The following is an 18816-nucleotide window of genomic DNA, read 5'->3' as shown; positions in this document are numbered from 1 at the left end:
TTCTTCGCTAGTCCAGCTTCTCGACATAGACCCGGATGCGCCCGCCGCAGGACAGGCCGACGCGCCACGCGGTCTCGTCGGCGACGCCGAATTCGAGCATCCGCGCCTTGCCGTCGCCGATGACGTCGACCGCCTCGGCGACAACCGCGCCCTCGACGCAGCCGCCGGAGACCGAGCCTTCGAAGTTGCCGTCGGCATCGACGACAAGGTGGCTGCCGACCGGGCGCGGCGCCGAGCCCCAGGTTTCCATCACCGTCGCGATCGCCACGTCCCTGCCGCCCGTGCGCCAGGCTTCGGCGGTCGCGAGGACGTCAAGATACGTCTCAGACCCTGTCTCGGCTTCCAATCCAGCCTCCATCGATAGCGATATTTCCATCTGAATATAACGACCCTTGGTAAAACGCCAAGGCCGATCAGGCAGCCCGCAGCCAGGTGCGCGGATCGATCACTGCCGATGCGTCGCCGGACAGGGCGCGGCAGATATCGGTCACTGCCTCGAGCGAGTGGACCGACCGCAACTCGTCGACATGCGGCAGCATCGCCCGGATACCGCGGGCTTTGGCCTCGAAGCCCTCGAAACCGAGCAGCGGATTGAGCCAGATCAGCCGCCGGCAGGAGCGGTGAAGCCTGTCCATCTCGCGGGCAAGGTCGTCGATGCCGTCGCGCTCCAGCCCGTCGGTGACCAGCAGGACGATCGCTCCCTGCCCCAGTACCCGGCGCGACCAGTGGCGGTTGAAGTCCTCCAGCGCCGAGGCGATCCGCGTGCCGCCCGACCAGTCGGCAACGGTGCCCGAACAGGCGGCCAGCGCCTCGTCGACGTCGCGATGGCGCAGTTGCCGCGTGACGTTGGTCAGGCGGGTGCCGAACAGGAAGGTCGAGACCCGGCGCTGGCGTCCGAGCGCGTGGAAGAAATGCAGGAGGATGCGCGTATAGGGGCTCATCGAGCCCGAGATGTCGCAAAGCATGACGATCGGCGGCTGAACCAATCGCGGCTGGCGGTAGCGAAGCATGATCATGTCGCCGCCGGACCGGAGGCTGGAGCGCAGCGTGCGGCGCGGGTCGATCGTGCCGCTCGTCGCGGCCATCGCCCGTCGCGACGGGATCCGGTCGTCGGGCAGGCGCAGACTGTCGATCTCGCGCTCGGCCCGGGCGATCTCGGCGGCGTCCATCTGGGCGAAGTCGCGGCGGCGCAGCGCCTCGGCCTCCGATACGGTCAGCCGGGCATCGATCTCGATCTCGGACTTGCGCCTGGCCGCGGCGCCCTCGGTGGCGCCCAGCATCGCTTCGGCGACGCGGCGGGCGGCCGGCGGCATCCCCTCCTCGCGCTCGTCTTCGCCATCCTCGTCCTCCGGCGACGTTTCCGACTGGAAAGGCGCGCGGGTCCGCCAGAACAGGCGGAACGCCTGGTCGAAGATCGGGTGATGATCGTGGCGGGTGACGAAGACCGAATGCAGGGTCCAGTAAAAGTCGACCCTGGCCTTGAGGCCGGCAATCTCGACCGCCCTGATCGCATCGACGACCGCGGCCGGCCCGACCGGCAGGCCGGCGCGACGGAGCGCGCGGGCGAAATGGACGATGTTGCCGGCCAGCTGCCCGGTGGTCATTCGGCGGCGTCCGCCGCGATCTCCGTCAGAAGCACACCGGCGCGCTCGGCGTCGATCCGGCCGATGTCATCCTGGTACTTGAGCAGCACGCCGAGGGTCTCGGCGACGGTCTGCGGGTCGAGGCTCTTGCGGTCGAGGTCGGTCAGCGCGGTCGCCCAGTCGAGGGTTTCGGCGACGCCCGGATTCTTGAACAGGTCCTCCTTGCGCAGCCGCTGGACGAAGGCGACGATCTCCTTCGACAGCCGCTCGCCGGCCGCGGGAACCCGGGTGGTGACGATCTCCAGCTCGCGGGCGTAGTTCGGATAGTCGATCCAGTGATAGAGGCAGCGCCGCTTCAGCGCGTCATGGATCTCGCGGGTGCGGTTGGTGGTGACGATGACGATCGGCGGATGGTCGGCGCGGATGGTGCCGAGCTCGGGAATGGTCACCTGGTTGTCGGCAAGAATCTCGAGGAGGAAGGCCTCGAATGCCTCGTCGGCGCGGTCCAGTTCGTCGATCAGCAGGATCGGCGGCCCGGCCGGATCGGGATCGAGCGCCTGCAGCAACGGCCGGCGGATGAGGAAGCGCTCCGAGAAGACGTCGTCGACCAGATGCTCGCGATCGATGTCGCCGGTCGCCTCGGCGGCGCGGATCTCGATCATCTGCGCAGCGTAGTTCCATTCGTAGACGGCGCCAGCGATGTCGAGCCCCTCGTAGCACTGGAGCCGGATCAGCCGCCGCCCCAGCCGGTCGGCCAGCACCTTGGCGATCTCGGTCTTGCCGACGCCGGCCTCGCCTTCGAGAAACAGCGGCCGTCCCATCTTGAGCGACAGGAACAGCACGGTCGCCAGCGCGCGGTCAGGCACATAGCCGCCGTCGCGCAACATGGCGAGCGTGGCATCGATGTCGGTCGGTATTTCGGTCATGGAATGATAAGGAGCCTTGCGTCGGGTGAGGCCCTTCTCCTACCACAGACCACGTGGTCGGGGGCAAGCGGCGGATACACCACGACCCGCCGGTGAAACCTGGGCGAGAGCGTGCGGCGGAACGGCGCGGGAGCGACGAAACGATGGACGGAAGCGGACGGCGAGCATTGGTGACTGGGGCGGCCGGGTTCATCGGCAGCCATCTGGTCGAGGCCCTGATACGCGACAACTGGAGCGTCCGCTGCTTCGTCCGTTACGATTCGGCCGGAACGCTCGGGTTCATCGACACGTTCCCCGCGGCCATCAGGGAAAGCCTCGACATTCGCCGTGCCGACCTTCTCGACGAGAATGCCGTCGACTCCGCGGCGGAAGGCGTCGACACCATCTTTCACCTCGGCGCGCGGATCTCGATCCCCTATTCCTACGCGTCGCCCCGCGACAACTTCATGGTCAATGCCGTCGGCACGCTGAACGTCCTGGAAGCGGCGCGCAACAACCGGGTACGCCGGATCGTCCATACGTCGACCAGCGAGGTCTTCGGCAGCGCACAGATCATCCCGATGTCGGAGACTCATCCGCTCAACGCGCAGTCGCCCTATGCCGGATCCAAGATTGCCGCCGACAAGCTCGTCCAGAGCTACCACCGGTCGTTCGACGTGCCGGCCGTCACCGTGCGCCCGTTCAACACCTTCGGGCCACGGCAGTCACCCCGCGCGGTGATCTCGGCCATCATCCAGCAGGCCCTTCGCGGCGACCGGATCCGGCTCGGCGCGTTGACCCCGCGCCGGGACATGACCTTCGTCGCCGATACCGTCGCCGGATTTCAGCGCGCGGCAATCGCCGAAGGGGTCGAAGGCATGGAATTCAACCTCGGCACCGGCGAGGATGTCAGCATCGGCGAACTGGTCGAGCGCATCCTCAAGGCCATGGACCTGGATATCCCCGTCGAGACCGACGAAGCGCGCATTCGGCCGGCCAACAGCGAAGTCTCGCGGCTTTGCTCGGACAATCGACTGGCGCGCGAACGCCTCGGATGGACGCCGGCAACACCGCTCGACGAAGGCCTCGCCGGCACAATCGCGTGGTGGCGGGATAACCAGGATCGGTTTCCCGGCACCGGGTACGCGACCTGATGGTGCCCACGTCCCCAGACAAGTCATCGAAGGACCACGCGCCCAAGGCACCCGCCCCATGGGGAAGCCCCGCCGCGCGCCGCCGCCTCCGTCGCTGGGTCGGCCAGCGCGACTTCACGCGGCCGACCCTTCTGTTCATCCATCTTAACGGGGGTGGGACCGTCCGCTACGCCAAGACGGTCGCCGAACTCGTGACCAACCCGGCGACCGTGTTCTATGGAATCGGCCTGAGGGAGCGGGAGTTCCTGCTCTGTCGGGATCCGGATCGACGACACGCCGGAATCGCGTTCAAGGTGCCTGAAAACACGCAGGATCTGGTCGCAGCCATCCATGCGCTTGGTGTCGCCCGCATCAACGTCTTTCACGCGCTGAAGTTTGAAGCCAGGCTCGCCGAATTGCTGGAGGCCTGGCGCCTTCCCTACGACATCACGCTTACCGACTATCACCTTGCGGCGGTCCATCCACATCTGCTCGGGGACGAGGTGCGCTACGCCGGTGACGCAGCACGCGCAGCAATGAAACGGCCGCGGCCCGCCTTCGTCGATGGCGCGGAGCGCCTCGTCGCCTGCAGCGGACATCTGGCGGTCGGCATACGCCAGTTCTGGCCGGACCTGCCGATCATCGCGTCGGCGCCTATCGATCCCCGGAACCTTGATCGGAATGCGCGCTGGCGTCCGGTCTGGCCAGGCGAGCCGATGCGGGTGCTGCTGGTCAATTCATCTATCGCGTCAAAGGGCAAGGATGTCTGGACAGCGGTCGCAGACGCTGCCGCGACCGAAGGCCTGCCGCTGGCATTTCATGTATTGAATGACGGCGACGCCCCCCCGGCTTTGCCCGGCGTCACTGCCCACCAATCCAGTCGAAGCGAGTTGGCGAGGACGACGGCCAGAGTCGTCAGGGCGGTCAAACCGCACCTTGTCTGGTTCCCCTTTCAAGCGCCGGAGACCCACAGCTTCGTCGTCAGCGACGCGCTCGCCAACCGGCTTCCGATACTTGCCTCGGCGATCGGAGCGGTCCCGGAGCGCCTGGAGGGTCGCCCGATGACATGGCTCTTGCGCCATGACGCGAGCACCCGTGAGTGGCTGGACCTGCTCATGAAAATTCGAAGGTGGCGGCTCCTGCTTCCGCTCACCCGGACATCGGTCACCCGAACGGAAGCGCAGGCGTTCTTCCCGGACGCCTACCTGGAGCCGGTGCTGGGCGACAAGGCAACGCCCGCCGGCACTCACCCGGCGACGGCCGGCGCGCCGAGGAACGGAGCGGGGTCGGCCGCATAAGCTTCGCGCGCCTTGAGCAGGTCGGACTCCCGACCGACATCATACCAGCGGCACGCTATCCTGGCCGCCGAGACGGCCTGGTCCGAGGCCAGAAGCGACGCGATCAGGTCCGGCATGTCGAGACGCCCCTCTGTCGCTGCCAGCACCGGTTCGACGAAGCGTCGGGTGAGCGCGTACATGCCGAGATTCAGGTCGACGGTGGCGACCGGTTTTTCCCGGATGCCGACAACCAGGTCCTCCTCGTCGCATTCGACCACGCCATAGGGGATCGGCCAGTCGCGCCGGGACACCGCCAGTGTCAGCGCCGCCTGCCGGTCGCGGTGCCGGGCCATGATGCCGGCGACATCGGCATCGGTCAGGACGTCGGCGTTGAGCACGAGGAAGTCGTCCTCGAGGTCATCAACGATGTCGCGGAGCGCCCCTGCCGTCCCCCGCGGCTCGGGGTCCCGATGGTATGTCAGGTCGAGGCCAAGGTCCGGGACTTCGCCCAGATAGGCACGAACCAGTTGCGCCTTTGCCCCGGTGCAGATCACCGCCTGCGTGACGCCCTGGGCGGCGATCCTGCGAAGCAGCACTTCGACGATCGGCATGTCGTCAATCGGCGTCAGCGGCTTGGGCAGGATATCGGTATGGGGTCGCAGCCGCGTTCCGAAGCCCCCTGCCATGACGACCGCCTGCATCGTTCACATCCCCCGGTAATTCGGCCCGCCACCGCCTTCCGGCGGCACCCAGTCGATGTTCTGGTTGGGATCCTTGATGTCGCACGTTTTGCAGTGAACGCAATTGGTTGCGTTGATCTGGTAACGCAGCGATTCACCTTCGCCGACCCATTCATAGACCCCGGCCGGGCAATAGAGCGCCGACGGCCCGCCATAGACGTCGTGCTCCGACGCCTTCTGCAATGCCATGTCGCGAACATGCAGATGCGGAGGCTGGTCCTCCTCGTGGCTGACCCCGGCAACGAAGACCGACGACAGCCGGTCGAAGGTTGTCCTGCCGTCCGGCGAAGCGGCCTCGATCGCCCGGGTCGCCGCCGCCGGCTTCGTCGCGGCGTGGTCGGGCTTGCCGTGCTTCAGCGTGCCGAACAGCGACAGGCCGATCGTGTTCAGCCACATGTCGAGGCCGCCGAGCGCGACGCCGGCCATCGTGCCGAACTTCGACCACAGCGGCTTGACGTTGCGCACCGGCCTCAGGTCGCGGCCGATCGGCGAGTCCCGCCACGCCGCCTCGTAGTCGGCCAGTTCGTCATGCGCCCGGCCCGCGCCGATCGCGGCGGCGACATGGTCGGCGGCGAGCATGCCGGAGAGGATGGCGTTGTGGCTGCCCTTGATGCGCGGGACGTTGACAAAGCCGGCGGCGCAGCCGACCAGCGCCCCGCCCGGGAAGGCCAGTCTCGGCACCGACTGCCAGCCGCCCTCGGTGATCGCCCGCGCCCCGTAGGACAGCCGCTCGCCGCCATCGAGCACGGACCCGATCGCCGGGTGGGTCTTGAACTGCTGGAAGGTGGCAAACGGCGACAGGTGCGGGTTGGCGTAGTTGAGGTGGACGACGAAACCGACCGCCACCAGGTTGTCACCGTAGTGATAGAGGAACGAGCCGCCGCCGGTGCGATTGTCGAGCGGCCAGCCGAAGGAATGCTGGACCAGCCCCGGACGATGCTTCTCCGGGGCGATGCGCCAGAGCTCCTTGATGCCCAGCCCGTATTTCTGCGGATCGCGCGCCTCGTCGAGCCCGAAGCGGGCGACCAGCTGCTTGGTCAGCGAGCCCCGCGCGCCCTCGGCGACCAGCGTATATCTGGCGCGAAGCTCCATGCCGCGCTGGAACCCGGTCTTTGGCTCGCCGTCCTTGCCGATCCCCATGTCGCCGGTCGCGACACCGACGATGGCGCCCGCGTCATCCGTCAGCAACTCGGTCGCCGCGAAGCCCGGAAAAACCTCGACGCCCAACGCCTCGGCCTTGTCGGCCAGCCAGCGGCAAAGGTCGCCGAGCGAGGCGATGAAGTTGCCGTGGTTGCTCATCAGCGGCGGCATCAGCCAGTTCGGCAGGCGAACCGTGCCGGCCGGACCGAGCCAGAGGAACCGGTCGGCGGTGACCGGCTGCTTGACCGGGCTGTCCCCCTCGCGCCAGTCCGGCAGCAGGCCGTCCAGCCCGACCGGATCGATGACCGCGCCGGAAAGAATATGGGCGCCGACTTCGGAGCCCTTTTCCAGCACGACGACGGAGAGATCCGGCGCTGCCTGCTTGAGCCGGATCGCGGCGGCGAGCCCGGCCGGGCCGGCGCCGACGATGACGACGTCGAACGCCATGGATTCGCGGGGCGGCAGGTCGCTCGTGCTCACATCGTCCTCATGCGCGTCGGTCCGGGTCCTGAATCATCCGACCTTATCAGATCATTTCCGGCCGCCGACATCGCGGCGGGGCGTGCGGTGCGTGCGGCGCGCTTGCGGTTGTCCGCCGCGCGGGTTGCACCATGGCGCGTGGACCGGGATACTCCGCCGCCCCACCCGCGCGGCCGTCGTTTCAGCGGCTGCGGCATCGCCGGATCCATCCGGAATGCCGGTTCAACGACAAGCGGAGAGCATCCCATGGACTATCGGCGACTTGGCGGAACGGACCTCGACGTCTCGGTGCTCTGCTTCGGCCCGATGCGCTCGGCCGCAAAGGACGGCAGCAACAATGCCGTCTCGCAATCCGGCGCCCGCGCCCTTGAGGCGGCGCTCGCCGCCGGGGTGAATTTCCTGCACTCGAGCTACGAGTACAAGACCCGCTGGATGATGACCGAGGTGCTGCGCGACCATCCGAAGCGCAAGGACATCCACCACGGCATCAAGCTGCCGGTGCCGGACTGGGACGATTGCGCCTTCGACCCGGCGAAGTTCCGCATGCGGGTCGAGGAAGCGCTGAGCGAACTGGCGACCGACCGGATCGCGGTGCTGCAATGGATGTGGCGGACGCGGCCGAATGACGATGACCACCGGCTGCCCCTGCTCGCGTCGATCATGGACGATGTCTGGGCGACCTTCGAGGCGATGCGCGACGAGGGCAAGGTCGGCTACCTGATGACCCTCCCCTACACGACCGCGGCGACCCGGGCGGCGCTCGACACCGGCCGATTCGCCGGGCTCGTCTCCTTCCTCAATCCGATCGAGATGGAACTCGCCGAATTCTTTCCCGAACTGGAACGGAACGGCCAGGGCTTCGTCTGCATCCGGCCGCTCTACCAGGGCGTCCTCACCGACAGGCGCAGCGGCTGGGACGAGGTGCCGGAGGGCCATTATCTCGACCGGCTGCGCACCGAAAATCCGGACGCCTTCGACCAGCGCTCGGCGATCGCCGATGCCTTCGCCGACGAGATCGACGGATCGATGACCCGCTTCGCCCTCCGCTTCCCGCTGTTCTCGCCCGTGGTCGCCAGCATGGTCACCGGCCTTAACAGCGTCGCGCAGGTCGAGGAAGCGGTGGCGGCGCTCGACGGTGTCGAACCCCGCCCCGACCTTTTCGAAAAAGTCCGCGCCCTGTGGGCCTCCGGCTTCAGGCCGGGCGCCTGAAGCCGCCCTCGCCGCAGCCCTATTCGGCGGCCGTGCGCTGCGCGCCTTCGCCGATCAGGCCGGCCTGCTCGGCCAGGCGGCGCAATTCGCGGCGTTCGGCGTCGTCGACAGGCAGTTGCGGCGGACGAACGGCGGCGCTCTTGAAGTGGCCCTGCATGACCAGCACCTCCTTCATCCGCGGGCGGTAGTCGCGGATCGGCGGACGCCAGCAATAGCGCGCCAGCGGGCCGAGGCGGTCCCAGATCTCCTTGCCGGTGGCGAAGTCGCCGGTGGCGGCCGCCCGCTGCATGGCGATCAACTCGTCCGTCGCGGTTCCGGCAAAGCCGATCAGCGCCCCGTCGCAACCCATCAGCATCGCCTCGAAGATGAAGGTGTCGCTGCCGGTCATGATGCCGATCTTGCGCGGCAGTTTCGCCACCGCGTCGATCGTCTCAATCGTCTTGGCGACGTCGAAGGAGGCCTCTTTCAGGCCGATGATCTCGGGGATGCCGGCAAGCCGCTCCAGCACCTCCGGCGGATAGTCGGGGCCAAAGGCCTTGGGGAACTGGAAGGCGACCAGCGGCAGGCCGATGCCGTCGGCCAGCGCCTTGTGATACTGGTAGATCATCTCGCTCGGCACCGGGTTGCCAAGGAAGGTCGGGAACGGCGGGAACGCCGCCAGGCCTTCGGCGCCGGCGGCCTTCAGCGTGTTGCCCCACTCGACCGCGTCGGCCGTGTAGCCGGCGATCAGTCCCGAGAAGACCGGGCAGGCGCCGGCGACGACCTCGACGGTCGCCTTGAGCACCGCGATCTGTTCGTCACGGCTGAGCGACGGCCCTTCGCTGGCATCCATGTTGATGGCGATGGCGGTCGGCTTCTGCTCCGCGATCCAGCCGACGTAGGGACGGTAGGACTCCCAGTCGATGGTGAAGTCCGGATTGAACGGCAGCATGGGTGCGGAGACGATGCCGCTCAGCGGGTTGATAGCCATTCAAGGCTCCTTTTTGTTGAGAAGATTGAGGACCGGACGCGAGGCGTGCAGCGTGCCGTTGGCAAGGAAAAGCTCGGTGATCTCGTCGACCGCGGCGAGGAATTCGGGCGTCTTGCGCCCCTCAAGGCCGCGGGGCCTTTCGAGCGGGATGTCGAGAATGCGGTCGACCCGGCCGGGGCGCGGCGTCATCACCACCACGCGATCGGCGAGCAGCACGGCTTCGTCGATACTGTGGGTGATGAAGATCACCGTCTTCCTGGTCGACAGCCAGAGTTCCTCGAGATCGAGGCGCATCTGTTCCCGGGTCAACGCGTCGAGCGCGCCGAAGGGCTCGTCCATCAGGAGCAGCGGCGGTTCGTGGATCAGCGCCCGGGCGATCGACGCCCGCTGCTGCATGCCGCCGGACAATTCGTGCGGATAGCGGTTCTCAAAGTCCGCGAGCCCGACGGCGGCGAGCAGTTGCCGGGCGGAATCGAGATGGTCGCGCCGCTTCTCGCCCCGCATGTCGATCTGGAACATGACGTTTTCGAGCACCGTCCGCCATTCGAGCAGGACCGGCTTCTGAAAGACGATGCCGAGGTCGGTCACCGGCGCGGTGATCGCCGCCCCGCCGATGGTGACCTCGCCCCGGGTTGGCATGTCCAGCCCGCCGATCAGGCGCATCAGGGTGCTCTTGCCGCATCCCGACGGGCCGACGACGGCCAGGAACTCGCCCTCGCGAATGTCGAGATCCACCCCGTCGAGCGCGACTGTCTCCTGCCCGTCGCGGGCAAAGACCTTCGAGACGTTGCGAACCGCGATCGACACCGGGCCGGCTGACGCCGCGCCGGAAACCTCCGGCGCGGCATCGTCCCGACTTGCTGCAAGCCGAAGTTCGGCCATGACTACTCGACGAACTCGTTGGTATAGAAAGAGTCGGCCGGCCGGTCGGTATCGAGGTCGCGATACTTGGTCAGCAGTTCCTTGGTCAGCTCCCAGTCGGCTTCCGCCGCATAGCCGATCGGCTTGCCCTGGGTGTTGGCCGACTGCAGCAGGTCGAGATCGACCTTCAACTGCTTGAGCAAGGAGTCGGCGTTGAGGTCCGGCTTGACCTTCATCGCCGCCGCGACCGCGGCCTCCGGATCCTCGACCGCCGCGTCCCAGGCCTTCTGGCTGGCGCGGACGAAGCGGGCGACGAGGTCCGGGTTTTCCTCGATCGTGTCTCCGTTGGTGTGGACGGTGATGCCGACGGTGTTCGCGCCGAGATCGGCGAAGCGCAGCGCCTCGGCGTCGAAGCCCTGGGCCTGGATCAGGAAGATCTGGTCGTCGATGCCGCCGAGCAGCGCGTCGACCGTCTTTTCCATCACCGCGACCGGCTTGGCGCCCGGATCCATGAAGACCAGCTTGATTTTGTCCTGGTCGAGGTCGTTGGCGGCGACGATGGCGGGGAAGAGCTGCGTCAGGGCGTCGCCCGGCGAGACCGCCAGTGTCTTGCCCTCGAGGTCCTTCGCCGTCTTGATGTTGGCGTCGGCCAGCGAAATGATGCCGAAGCCCGATGTGTTGAGCAGCGACATGATCGCCTTGACGTTCTGGCCCTTGGACACGCCGAGCATCAGCGTGCCGGCGTCGGACATGCCGAAGGTGTCGCCCTTGGCGGCGATGACCTGCATCGCGACGCCGGAGCCCTTGCCCTCGTTGATCGTCAGGTCGATGTCTTCGTCGGCGTAGTAGCCGCGCTCGACGCCGAGATAGAATGGCGCATGAAGGCCGCCGAGCAGCCAGTTGAGGCGCAGCGTCGCCTCGTCGGCGGCATTGGCCACGAAGACGGTGGATACCGAGAGAACCGCGGTGACGCCGAGGCGTGCCGCAACCCGAACGAGTCTTTTCATTATTTCCTCCCTTTGAATTTTCGGTTCGTGCCGAAGACGGTCTTCAGGTCGTCCGCGCCTCCTCGGCCGTTGCGCGATTGGAGACGTGCCACGGGATCGCCAGCCGCTCGATCAGTTCGACGGCGTAATAGACGAGCAGGCCGAGCACGCTGAGAACAATGATCACCGCGAAAACCATCGGGGTCTCGAGGTTGGAATTGTATTCGAGCAGCAGGTAGCCAAGCCCGCTGTCGGAGGCGACGAACTCGGCCACCACCGCCGCCGTCGCCGCCAGTGCGGCACCGACCTTGAGGCCGGTGAAGATCTGCGGCAGCGCCTGCGGCAGCCGGATCCTGAGGAACATCTTCAGCCCGTTGGCGCCGGTCGAGCGGGCAAGGTCCATCACGTCCGGATCGAGCGACTTGAACCCGGCGATGCCGCTGACGACGATCGGGAAGAAGGACAGCAGGAAGACCAAGAGCAGCTTGGGCGTGAAGCCGAAGCCGAACCAGATGATGAAGAGCGGCGCGATGGCGATCTTCGGCACGATCTGCAGGAAGACGATCACCGGATAGAGCGACCGCTCGACAGGCCGCGAATAGGCGATGATCATCGCCAGCGGAATGCTGACGACGACCGCCAGCAGGAAGCCGGCGACAATCTCGTTACCGGTGACCAGCGCGTGGTCGAGGACTCTCGGCCAGCGCTCGAAGAGATCGACGGCGACCATGCTCGGCGGCGGCAGCAGGTAGACCGGCACATCGGCGATCCGCACCCAGGCTTCCCAGACGATCAGCAATCCGGCGAAGGCAAAGAAGGCGTGCCGGGATCGTTTCAGCCAGGCCATGGTTTTCCGCATGCCCTACTCCCCCGCCAGCGCGTCGGTCGGCCGGTACGGATGCGACGGCCACATCAGCGACAGCCGCCCCGCTGCCTCGATCACCTCGGCGCCGACGCCCGCCATCCGCTTGCGGGTCAGACGGACGATCGGACCGATGACGGCGATCGTGCCGACGACCGGCGCATCCTTGCCATGTCCGGGGATCACCGCGCTGACGGCGGCAACACCCGGATCGGCTTCCTCATAGACCGTCGCGTAGCCCTGCCGGCGGGTGCGGGCCAGGTCGGTCAGCAGCGCAGGGATTGTGGTGATGACGCGGGGGCCGAGTTCTTCGGGTGTGCCGAACCCCTGCTGCAGGACAAGGCGCACCGCGTCTTCTTCCGGCAGGGTCGCGAGCCAGGCCTTGCCCGTCGCGGTCGCGTGCAGGCGAACGTCGCGCCGGCCGAACGCCCCCTCGTAGCGCAGCCCGCTTCGGGCGCCTTGCGCCTCCGCGATGAAGCTCAGCCGTTCGCCGGTGACCACGCCGAGACGGACGAATTCCCCGGTCGAGCCGGCCAGTGCGTCAAGCTGCGGCTGGCAGATCTCCGCCAGCCCGATTCCGGCCAGGTGACGGAAGCCGAGAGCCGCCAGGCGGATCGACAGGCGATAATGCTGGGTGCTGCGATCCTGTTCGACGAAATCGCGCTCGATCAACGTTGCCAGGATGCGATGGGTAGCGCTTTTCGGGATCGCGATCGCTTCGGCAATCTCGCCGAGCGAGCGGCCTTGCGGCTGATCGGACAGCAGTTCGAGTACGCTCAACGCCCTGTCGATCTGCCCCGCCACTTCCGATCCACTCCCCTGATCCGGAACATCATTGCAAGTTGGAATAGTGTTCCAACTTTAACGCGGCGAGTCAAATCAACGTCGCGAGCCGCGGTGCGTCGACACGGACATCCTGGCAAACGCTCCCGGACAGGCAGCCGTGATCATTGTCGCTTCGATAACCGTGCGCTCCTATAGTTGAACCGAAAATGCCCGCCGCCTTCATGTCCGGGTATCGCTCAACAGGGAGACCTATCGTGGTCATCACCATCTCTTCCCGCTCGCCCCGGCTCCGCCCGCTTGCGGCCGCCATGATCCTTGCCGCCGTTCCGCTGGCTGGTCCGACGCTCGCGCAGGACGCGAAGCCCGCTCTCCTGCCGGCGCCGGTCGCGCCGGTGCCGCCGCTGTTCGACAAGGCGGCAATCGACACGGCGCTCGGCGAACTCGATGGGATCGTCGAGGACGCGATGGCGCGGACCGGCGTCCCGGGCATCGCGGTCGGCGTCGTCTACCGGGACGAGGTCGTCTATGCGAAGGGCTTCGGCGTCCGCGAGATCGGCAAGCCCGGTGCGATCGACCCGGAGACCGTCTTCATGCTGGCCTCGGTGTCGAAGCCGATCGCCTCGACCATCGTCGCCAAGCTCGTCGGCGACGGGCTGATCGACTGGCACGACCCGGTCGTCGAGCACAACCCGGACTTCGCCCTGTCCGATCCCTATGTCACCGAGAACGCGACCTTCGTCGATCTCCTGTCGCATCGCAGCGGATTGCGGACCGGCGCCGGCGACCTGCTCGAGGACCTCGGCTTCGACCGCGACTACATCCTCGCCCGTCTCGACCAGCAGCCGCTCGAGCCGTTTCGCGCGACGTACCAGTACAGCAACTTCGGCTACACCGAGGGCGGCATCGCTGCCGCGGTGGCGGCCGGCATGAGTTGGGAGGACCTTGCCGACAAGGTCCTGTTCGGCCCGGCGGCGATGACCACCGCCAGCTACCGTCACGCGGACTACCTCGCCCACGAGGATCGCGCCCGCATCCACGCCCGCCTGCCGGACGGGACCTGGGTGGCGCGCTATGACCGCCAGCCCGACGCGGAGGCGCCGGCCGGCGGCGCCAGCGCCTCGCTCAACGACATGCTCCGCTTCGTCCGGCTGCAGCTTGCCGACGGCATGCTCGATGGAGTCCGGCTGATCGACGAGGCGGCGCTGGTGTCGCCACATGTGCCGCAGGTCATCCCGCACGAACCGCGCAGTGCTGCCAATCGCGCCGGTTTCTACGGCCTCGGCTGGAATGTCAGCTACGACGACGAGGGCCGCTCGCGGATCAGCCATTCGGGTGCCTTCAACCTCGGCACCGCCACCAACGTCCTGCTGATGCCTGGCGAGGATCTCGGCGTCGTCACCCTGACCAACGGTCGCCCGATCGGCGTCGCCGAGGCGATCGGAGCGGCGTTCGTCGACGTCGCCCAGAACGGCCACCAGACCGTCGAATGGGTCAGCTTCATCGGCGGGGCCTTCGAGCAAATGGATGCCGCCGCGGCGCCCGCCGTCGACTACTCCGACGTGCCCGCCGACCCGACTCCGGCCCGCGACCTCGACGCCTATGCCGGCACCTACCAGAACAGCTACTACGGCCCCCTCACCGTCTCGGCATCCGGCGACACGCTGTCGATGACGATGGGGCCGGAGGCGGCGCCGACCACCTTCGCCCTCAGCCATTTCGATGGCGACACCTTCAGCTTCGAGACGATCGGAGAGAATGCCAACGGGCTGGCGGGCGCCATCTTCGACGTCGACAGCGGTGTCCCGGCATCGGGCGTCGTGCTCGACTTCTATGACGTCAACGGGCTCGGCACCTTCACCCGGGAATGAGGCCGGCCGATCGCTGGTTGATTTCCATCATTTGATCTACTTGCGGCGGCGAGACGGACGCGCGACACTCCAGCGGCCGTCCCGCATCCGAGCGGGGCCAATAGAATTGTACCCAAAGGGAGGAATTTCATGCTCAAGAGAGTGACAGGTCTGCTTGTCGGCGCCGCGATCGCGCTGGCCGTTCCGCTGTCTTCGCAAGCCGCCGCCAAGACCTTCTACTGGATCTCGCATGGTGGTCCCGCCGATCCGGTCTGGACCTATTTCCTCCAGGGCGCGAACCAGTGGGCCGAGGACACCGGCAACACTGTCAACACCTCGTTCCACAGCGGCGACGTGCCCTCGCAGCAGGAAGCCGTACGGTCGGCCATCGCCACCGGCGCCGACGCCATCGTCACCACCAGCCCCGATCCGGGCTCGATGAATGATGTCGTCAACGAAGCCAAGGCTGCCGGCATTCCGGTCATCAACATCAACACCCCCGACCCGTCGGTCGACTTCGACGCCTATGTCGGCATGGACCTCGTCCAGACCGGCAAGCAGTGGGCGCAGTATCTGGTCGACAACGGCCACGTGAAGGAAGGCGATTTCGTCTGGATGCCGGTCGAGATCCCGGGCGCCACCTACGGCGTTCAGGAAGAAGAAGGCATCAAGACCGTCTTCGAGCCGCTCGGCATCACCTGGGAAGTCACCGAGGCGACCCTTGACCAGGCCGAGGTCATCACCCGCATGTCCGACTACGTCACCGCCAACCGCGACAAGATCTCCGCGATCATCGGTCTCGGCGATCTGGTGACCGGCTCGATCAAGCGCGTCTTCGACCAGACCGGCGTCAAGCCGGGCGAAATCCCGGTCGTCGGCTGGGGCAATTCGCTCGACACCACGCAGGAGGTCCTGACCGGCTACGTCAATGCCGCCATGTGGCAGGATCCCCACGCCACCAGCTATATCGGCCTCTCGCTTGCCAACATGGCCTCGAGCGGCATCCCCGCCGGCTTCGATGTCCTGGTCGGCAATCTCTACGAAAAGGACGGCGCGCAGGGTGTCGACGACATCCTCTCCGGCAACTAGTCCGGCGCTTCCCGTTACCCGGTCTGCGGCGGCAGCGTCGCCGCAGACCCCTCCTCCCACTGCGGATAGAGACCCCGGGCGGGCCAAGCCGCGACGGGACGATATTTCTCAAGATTCATCCCGGAAGGCATCGTGGAACAACAATCCCTGGCCCGTCGCCTGATCGCCAAGCCGGAGTTCGGCCCCTTCGTCCTGCTCCTGGTCGAGATCGTCGTCTTCACCTCGATCAACCCCAATTTCCTTTCGCCGCTCAACATCTCGAACACGCTGGTGTTCACCGTCGAACTCGGCCTGATCGCCCTGGCGATGACGTTGCTGATGACCGCCGGCGAGTTCGATCTCTCGGTCGGCGCGGTGTTCGGCTTCTCTCCCGTGGTGATGTGGACCCTGTTCAACCAGGGTATCCTGCCGCTTGAGCTGGCCTTCGTCGCGGCCCTGCTCCTCGCCGCCTTCATCGGCTTCATCAGCGGCCTGTTCGTCACCCGGCTGAAGATCCCGTCCTTCCTCGTGACGCTCGGCATGCTGCTGGTGGTGCGCGGCACCGCGCTCTTCGTCACAGACGGCTTCCCGCAGCGGACCTGGAACGCCGGCGACCAGTGGCTGGCGACGGTCCTCGTCGGCGACCTCAACGTCGGGCCCTTCCGGCTCTACATGTCGCTGTTCTGGTTCATCCTGGTCGCCGTGATCTTCTGGTACATCCTCTCCCAGACCAAGTTCGGCAACTGGATCCAGGCGTCGGGCGGCAATCCGGGCGCTGCTTCGGCGCGCGGCGTCAACGTCGGCCGCACCAAGCTCATCCTGTTCATGCTCTGCTCGGCAATGGCGGCGCTGGCCGGCATCATCAGCTCGATCCGCACCTCGGCCGCCAACCCGAACAGCGGCACCGGCTACGAGCTCGAAGTCATCGCCATGGTGGTCATCGGCGGCACGGCCCTGATGGGCGGCCGCGGCACGATCATCGGCACGGTACTCGGCGTCTTCATCCTGCGCGTCATGCGCAATGGCATCGTCCTGATCGGCGTGCCGGGGCTCGCCTATAACATCTTCATCGGGGCGATCATTCTCGGGATGATGGCGCTGCACTACGGACTCGAACGCCGACACCAGGCGGGGACCTGAATCATGACCCAAGACCTCGTCCGCATGGAGAACATCACCAAGTTCTACGGCCGCGTTCAGGCCCTGGACAACGTGACCTTCAATGTCAAAGAAAAGGAAATCGTCGGCCTGCTCGGCGACAACGGCGCCGGCAAGTCGACGCTGATCAAGGTGCTGTCGGGCGCTGTCCCCTCGTCGAGCGGCAGCATCCACATTCGCGGCAAGAAGGTCGACATCAACAGCACCACCGACGCCATCGCCAACGGCATCGAGACCATCTACCAGGACTCGGCGCTGGTCACCCAGCTGTCGATCGCCCGCAACCTGTTCCTCGGCCGCGAGCCGGTCACCGGTCCCGGTATCCTCAACCGCATGGACCACGCCAAGATGAACCAGGTCGCCGGCGACCTGCTGCGCCGCGTCGGCATCACCAAGAACATCCCGACGACGACCCCGATCTCGGCGCTGTCGGGCGGCGAAAGGCAGGCCGTGGCGATCGCCCGGGCGATGTATTTCGACAGCGACCTGATCATCCTCGACGAGCCGACCAACAACCTCGGCGTCGCCGAGACCCGCGGCGTTCTGAACTTCGTCCGCAACGCCCGCGACCGGGGTCACTCCTGCATCTTCATCGCCCATAACATCCACCACGTCTTCCAGGTGGTGGACCGGATCGTGGTCATGCGGCAGGGCACCATCGTCGCCGACGACATCGACCCGAAGAAGACCAGCGTAGAAGAGGTCGAACTGGTGATCACCGGCATGTCGGACGAGGAACTGGCCGCCGCAACGGTGTGACGGGCGGTACGGCTATCGGTTTGCGACCGCCTTGGCGGTGATCTCGAACGACTTCAGCCGGGCGGCGTGATCGAAGACCTGGGCGGTGACGATCAGTTCGTCGGCGCCGCGCCGTGTGACGAAGTCGTCGATGCCGGCCGCCACCGTCTCCGGCGAGCCGATCACCGAGCAGGCCAGCGCCTGGCCGAGCATGGCCTGTGCCGCGCCGTCGAGTGTCTCGAAGTAACCTTCCACCGGCGGCGGCAACGGCCCTGCCCGCCCCGTCCGCAGATTGACGAAGGCCTGCTGGAGCGACGAGAAGAGCAGTTCCGCCTCGGCATCCGTATCGGCGGCGACCACGTTGAGCGCCAGCATCAGGTGCGGCTTGTCGAGGAAGCGCGACGGCTCGAAGCGCTCGCGGTAGAGCGCCGATGCGCCTGCGAGTTCAGCCGGGGCGAAATGCGAGGCGAAGGCATATGGCAGACCCAGCATCGCGGCGAGCTGGGCGCCGAACAGGCTGGAGCCGAGGATCCAGATCGGGACGTCGAGCCCGGCGCCGGGAACGGCGCGGACGCGCTGGTTCGGCTGGACCGGGCCGAAATAGTGGATCAGTTCGACGACATCCTGCGGAAAGGTGTCGGCGCCGGCATCGAGGTTGCGCCGCAGCGCCCGCGCGGTGAGCTGGTCGGTGCCGGGCGCGCGGCCGAGACCGAGGTCGATGCGGCCGGGATGCAGGGCGGCCAGCGTGCCGAACTGCTCGGCGATGACCAGCGGCGCGTGGTTGGGCAGCATGATGCCGCCCGCCCCGACCCGGATCGTCGACGTGCCCGCCGCGACATGGCCGATGACGACCGCGGTCGCGGCGCTGGCGATGCCGGGCATGTTGTGGTGCTCGGCCAGCCAGAAGCGGCGATAGCCGAGCGCCTCGGCGTGGCGGGCAAGGTTGAGCGTGTTGGCCAGCGACTGGGCGGCGTCGCCACCTTCGACGATCGGCGAGAGATCAAGAACGGAGAGCGGGATCATTCCCGCCTTCTAGCCGTCCTGGACCCTGTCGGTCCATAGCCTTCGCGCGG

General features: G+C 66.9%; 18 protein-coding genes. 7 read left to right on the top strand and 11 right to left on the bottom strand.

Going from position 1 to position 18816, the window contains the following annotated elements:
- Nucleotides 1-7: 7 nt before the first annotated feature.
- The 3 genes from BLT60_RS17300 to BLT60_RS17290 form a co-directional block, all read right to left on the bottom strand.
- On the bottom strand, nt 8-346 hold the full coding sequence (locus tag BLT60_RS17300) for an XdhC family protein (protein WP_280138933.1): 339 nt from the start codon (nt 344-346) through the stop codon (nt 8-10).
- Nucleotides 347-413: 67 nt separating this feature from the next.
- Nucleotides 414-1604: a vWA domain-containing protein gene (locus BLT60_RS17295; RefSeq protein WP_090878270.1), complete on the bottom strand. Its 1191-nt coding sequence runs from the start codon at nt 1602-1604 to the stop codon at nt 414-416.
- Nucleotides 1601-2509, bottom strand: coding sequence for an AAA family ATPase (locus BLT60_RS17290; RefSeq protein ID WP_090878268.1), 909 nt, complete (start codon nt 2507-2509; stop codon nt 1601-1603). Before BLT60_RS17290 ends, BLT60_RS17295 begins: the two co-directional genes overlap by 4 nt.
- Before the next feature lie 170 nt (nt 2510-2679).
- Here BLT60_RS17290 and BLT60_RS17285 point away from each other — a divergent pair, with 170 nt between their 5' ends.
- Together BLT60_RS17285 and BLT60_RS17280 are read left to right on the top strand one after the other, a co-directional pair.
- A complete protein-coding gene (locus BLT60_RS17285) occupies nt 2680-3642 on the top strand; it encodes a GDP-mannose 4,6-dehydratase (RefSeq protein ID WP_244521309.1) in 963 nt (320 codons plus the stop codon).
- Entirely contained in the window at nt 3642-4919 is a 1278-nt protein-coding gene (locus BLT60_RS17280) for a glycosyltransferase family protein (RefSeq protein WP_090878264.1), read from the top strand. The genes BLT60_RS17285 and BLT60_RS17280 overlap by 1 nt, the downstream gene beginning before the upstream one ends.
- Here BLT60_RS17280 and BLT60_RS17275 read toward each other — a convergent pair.
- Both BLT60_RS17275 and BLT60_RS17270 read right to left on the bottom strand, forming a co-directional pair.
- Nucleotides 4868-5599, bottom strand: coding sequence for a nucleotidyltransferase family protein (locus BLT60_RS17275; protein ID WP_090878262.1), 732 nt, complete (start codon nt 5597-5599; stop codon nt 4868-4870). The two genes, BLT60_RS17280 and BLT60_RS17275, sit on opposite strands and share 52 nt — an antisense overlap.
- A 3-nt stretch (nt 5600-5602) precedes the next feature.
- Nucleotides 5603-7258 carry an electron transfer flavoprotein-ubiquinone oxidoreductase gene (locus BLT60_RS17270; protein WP_090878260.1) on the bottom strand — a complete coding sequence of 552 codons (1656 nt, stop codon included), beginning with the start codon at nt 7256-7258 and terminating at the stop codon, nt 5603-5605.
- Nucleotides 7259-7504: 246 nt separating this feature from the next.
- On the opposite strand from BLT60_RS17270, the gene BLT60_RS17265 reads away from it, so the two are divergent.
- The gene (locus BLT60_RS17265; RefSeq protein ID WP_175478499.1) at nt 7505-8467 is read left to right on the top strand and encodes an aldo/keto reductase; all 963 of its coding nucleotides are present in this window, start codon (nt 7505-7507) and stop codon (nt 8465-8467) included.
- Nucleotides 8468-8486: 19 nt separating this feature from the next.
- Here the strand turns inward: BLT60_RS17265 and BLT60_RS17260 are convergent, their stop codons facing one another.
- From BLT60_RS17260 to BLT60_RS17240, 5 genes are read right to left on the bottom strand one after another with little or no spacing between them, the layout of a single operon-like run.
- Nucleotides 8487-9437 carry a dihydrodipicolinate synthase family protein gene (locus BLT60_RS17260; RefSeq protein WP_090878256.1) on the bottom strand — a complete coding sequence of 317 codons (951 nt, stop codon included), beginning with the start codon at nt 9435-9437 and terminating at the stop codon, nt 8487-8489.
- Entirely contained in the window at nt 9438-10319 is an 882-nt protein-coding gene (locus BLT60_RS17255) for an ABC transporter ATP-binding protein (protein ID WP_090878254.1), read from the bottom strand. It abuts the gene before it with no gap.
- A 2-nt stretch (nt 10320-10321) separates the two neighbouring features.
- A complete protein-coding gene (locus BLT60_RS17250) occupies nt 10322-11305 on the bottom strand; it encodes an ABC transporter substrate-binding protein (protein WP_090878252.1) in 984 nt (327 codons plus the stop codon).
- Between the two features lie 43 nt (nt 11306-11348).
- On the bottom strand, nt 11349-12143 hold the full coding sequence (locus tag BLT60_RS17245) for an ABC transporter permease (RefSeq protein WP_090878251.1): 795 nt from the start codon (nt 12141-12143) through the stop codon (nt 11349-11351).
- Nucleotides 12144-12146: 3 nt separating this feature from the next.
- Nucleotides 12147-12950: an IclR family transcriptional regulator gene (locus BLT60_RS17240; protein ID WP_090878249.1), complete on the bottom strand. Its 804-nt coding sequence runs from the start codon at nt 12948-12950 to the stop codon at nt 12147-12149.
- A gap of 236 nt (nt 12951-13186) precedes the next feature.
- On the opposite strand from BLT60_RS17240, the gene BLT60_RS17235 reads away from it, so the two are divergent.
- The 4 genes from BLT60_RS17235 (at nt 13187) to BLT60_RS17220 (ending at nt 17764) form a co-directional block, all read left to right on the top strand.
- The gene (locus BLT60_RS17235; protein ID WP_210185635.1) at nt 13187-14800 is read left to right on the top strand and encodes a serine hydrolase; all 1614 of its coding nucleotides are present in this window, start codon (nt 13187-13189) and stop codon (nt 14798-14800) included.
- A gap of 129 nt (nt 14801-14929) precedes the next feature.
- Complete coding sequence (locus BLT60_RS17230) at nt 14930-15868, top strand: sugar ABC transporter substrate-binding protein (protein WP_090878247.1); 939 nt, start codon at nt 14930-14932, stop codon at nt 15866-15868.
- A 132-nt stretch (nt 15869-16000) separates the two neighbouring features.
- On the top strand, nt 16001-16987 hold the full coding sequence (locus tag BLT60_RS17225; RefSeq protein WP_090878246.1) for an ABC transporter permease: 987 nt from the start codon (nt 16001-16003) through the stop codon (nt 16985-16987).
- 3 nt (nt 16988-16990) lie between these two features.
- On the top strand, nt 16991-17764 hold the full coding sequence (locus tag BLT60_RS17220) for an ATP-binding cassette domain-containing protein (RefSeq protein WP_090878244.1): 774 nt from the start codon (nt 16991-16993) through the stop codon (nt 17762-17764).
- Nucleotides 17765-17776: 12 nt separating this feature from the next.
- On the opposite strand, the gene BLT60_RS17215 is transcribed toward BLT60_RS17220, so the two are convergent.
- Complete coding sequence (locus BLT60_RS17215) at nt 17777-18766, bottom strand: LLM class flavin-dependent oxidoreductase (protein WP_090878242.1); 990 nt, start codon at nt 18764-18766, stop codon at nt 17777-17779.
- Nucleotides 18767-18816 lie beyond the last annotated feature (50 nt).

The organism is Bauldia litoralis, assembly GCF_900104485.1.
GTDB lineage: Bacteria > Pseudomonadota > Alphaproteobacteria > Rhizobiales > Kaistiaceae > Bauldia > Bauldia litoralis.
The sequence above is the reverse complement of the archived record's forward strand: the minus strand, read 5'-3'. Positions and strand labels throughout refer to the sequence as shown.

Excerpts from the sequence above, each read along its gene's own strand:
- BLT60_RS17245 (WP_090878251.1), bottom strand. The coding sequence starts at position 12,143 with ATGCGGAAAACCATGGCCTGGCTGAAACGATCCCGGCACGCCTTCTTT.
- BLT60_RS17220 (WP_090878244.1), top strand. The coding sequence starts at position 16,991 with ATGACCCAAGACCTCGTCCGCATGGAGAACATCACCAAGTTCTACGGC.
- BLT60_RS17265 (WP_175478499.1), top strand. The coding sequence starts at position 7,505 with ATGGACTATCGGCGACTTGGCGGAACGGACCTCGACGTCTCGGTGCTC.
- BLT60_RS17280 (WP_090878264.1), top strand. The coding sequence starts at position 3,642 with ATGGTGCCCACGTCCCCAGACAAGTCATCGAAGGACCACGCGCCCAAG.
- BLT60_RS17290 (WP_090878268.1), bottom strand. The coding sequence starts at position 2,509 with ATGACCGAAATACCGACCGACATCGATGCCACGCTCGCCATGTTGCGC.
- BLT60_RS17230 (WP_090878247.1), top strand. The coding sequence starts at position 14,930 with ATGCTCAAGAGAGTGACAGGTCTGCTTGTCGGCGCCGCGATCGCGCTG.
- BLT60_RS17295 (WP_090878270.1), bottom strand. The coding sequence starts at position 1,604 with ATGACCACCGGGCAGCTGGCCGGCAACATCGTCCATTTCGCCCGCGCG.
- BLT60_RS17260 (WP_090878256.1), bottom strand. The coding sequence starts at position 9,437 with ATGGCTATCAACCCGCTGAGCGGCATCGTCTCCGCACCCATGCTGCCG.
- BLT60_RS17275 (WP_090878262.1), bottom strand. The coding sequence starts at position 5,599 with ATGCAGGCGGTCGTCATGGCAGGGGGCTTCGGAACGCGGCTGCGACCC.
- BLT60_RS17250 (WP_090878252.1), bottom strand. The coding sequence starts at position 11,305 with ATGAAAAGACTCGTTCGGGTTGCGGCACGCCTCGGCGTCACCGCGGTT.
- BLT60_RS17255 (WP_090878254.1), bottom strand. The coding sequence starts at position 10,319 with ATGGCCGAACTTCGGCTTGCAGCAAGTCGGGACGATGCCGCGCCGGAG.
- BLT60_RS17215 (WP_090878242.1), bottom strand. The coding sequence starts at position 18,766 with ATGATCCCGCTCTCCGTTCTTGATCTCTCGCCGATCGTCGAAGGTGGC.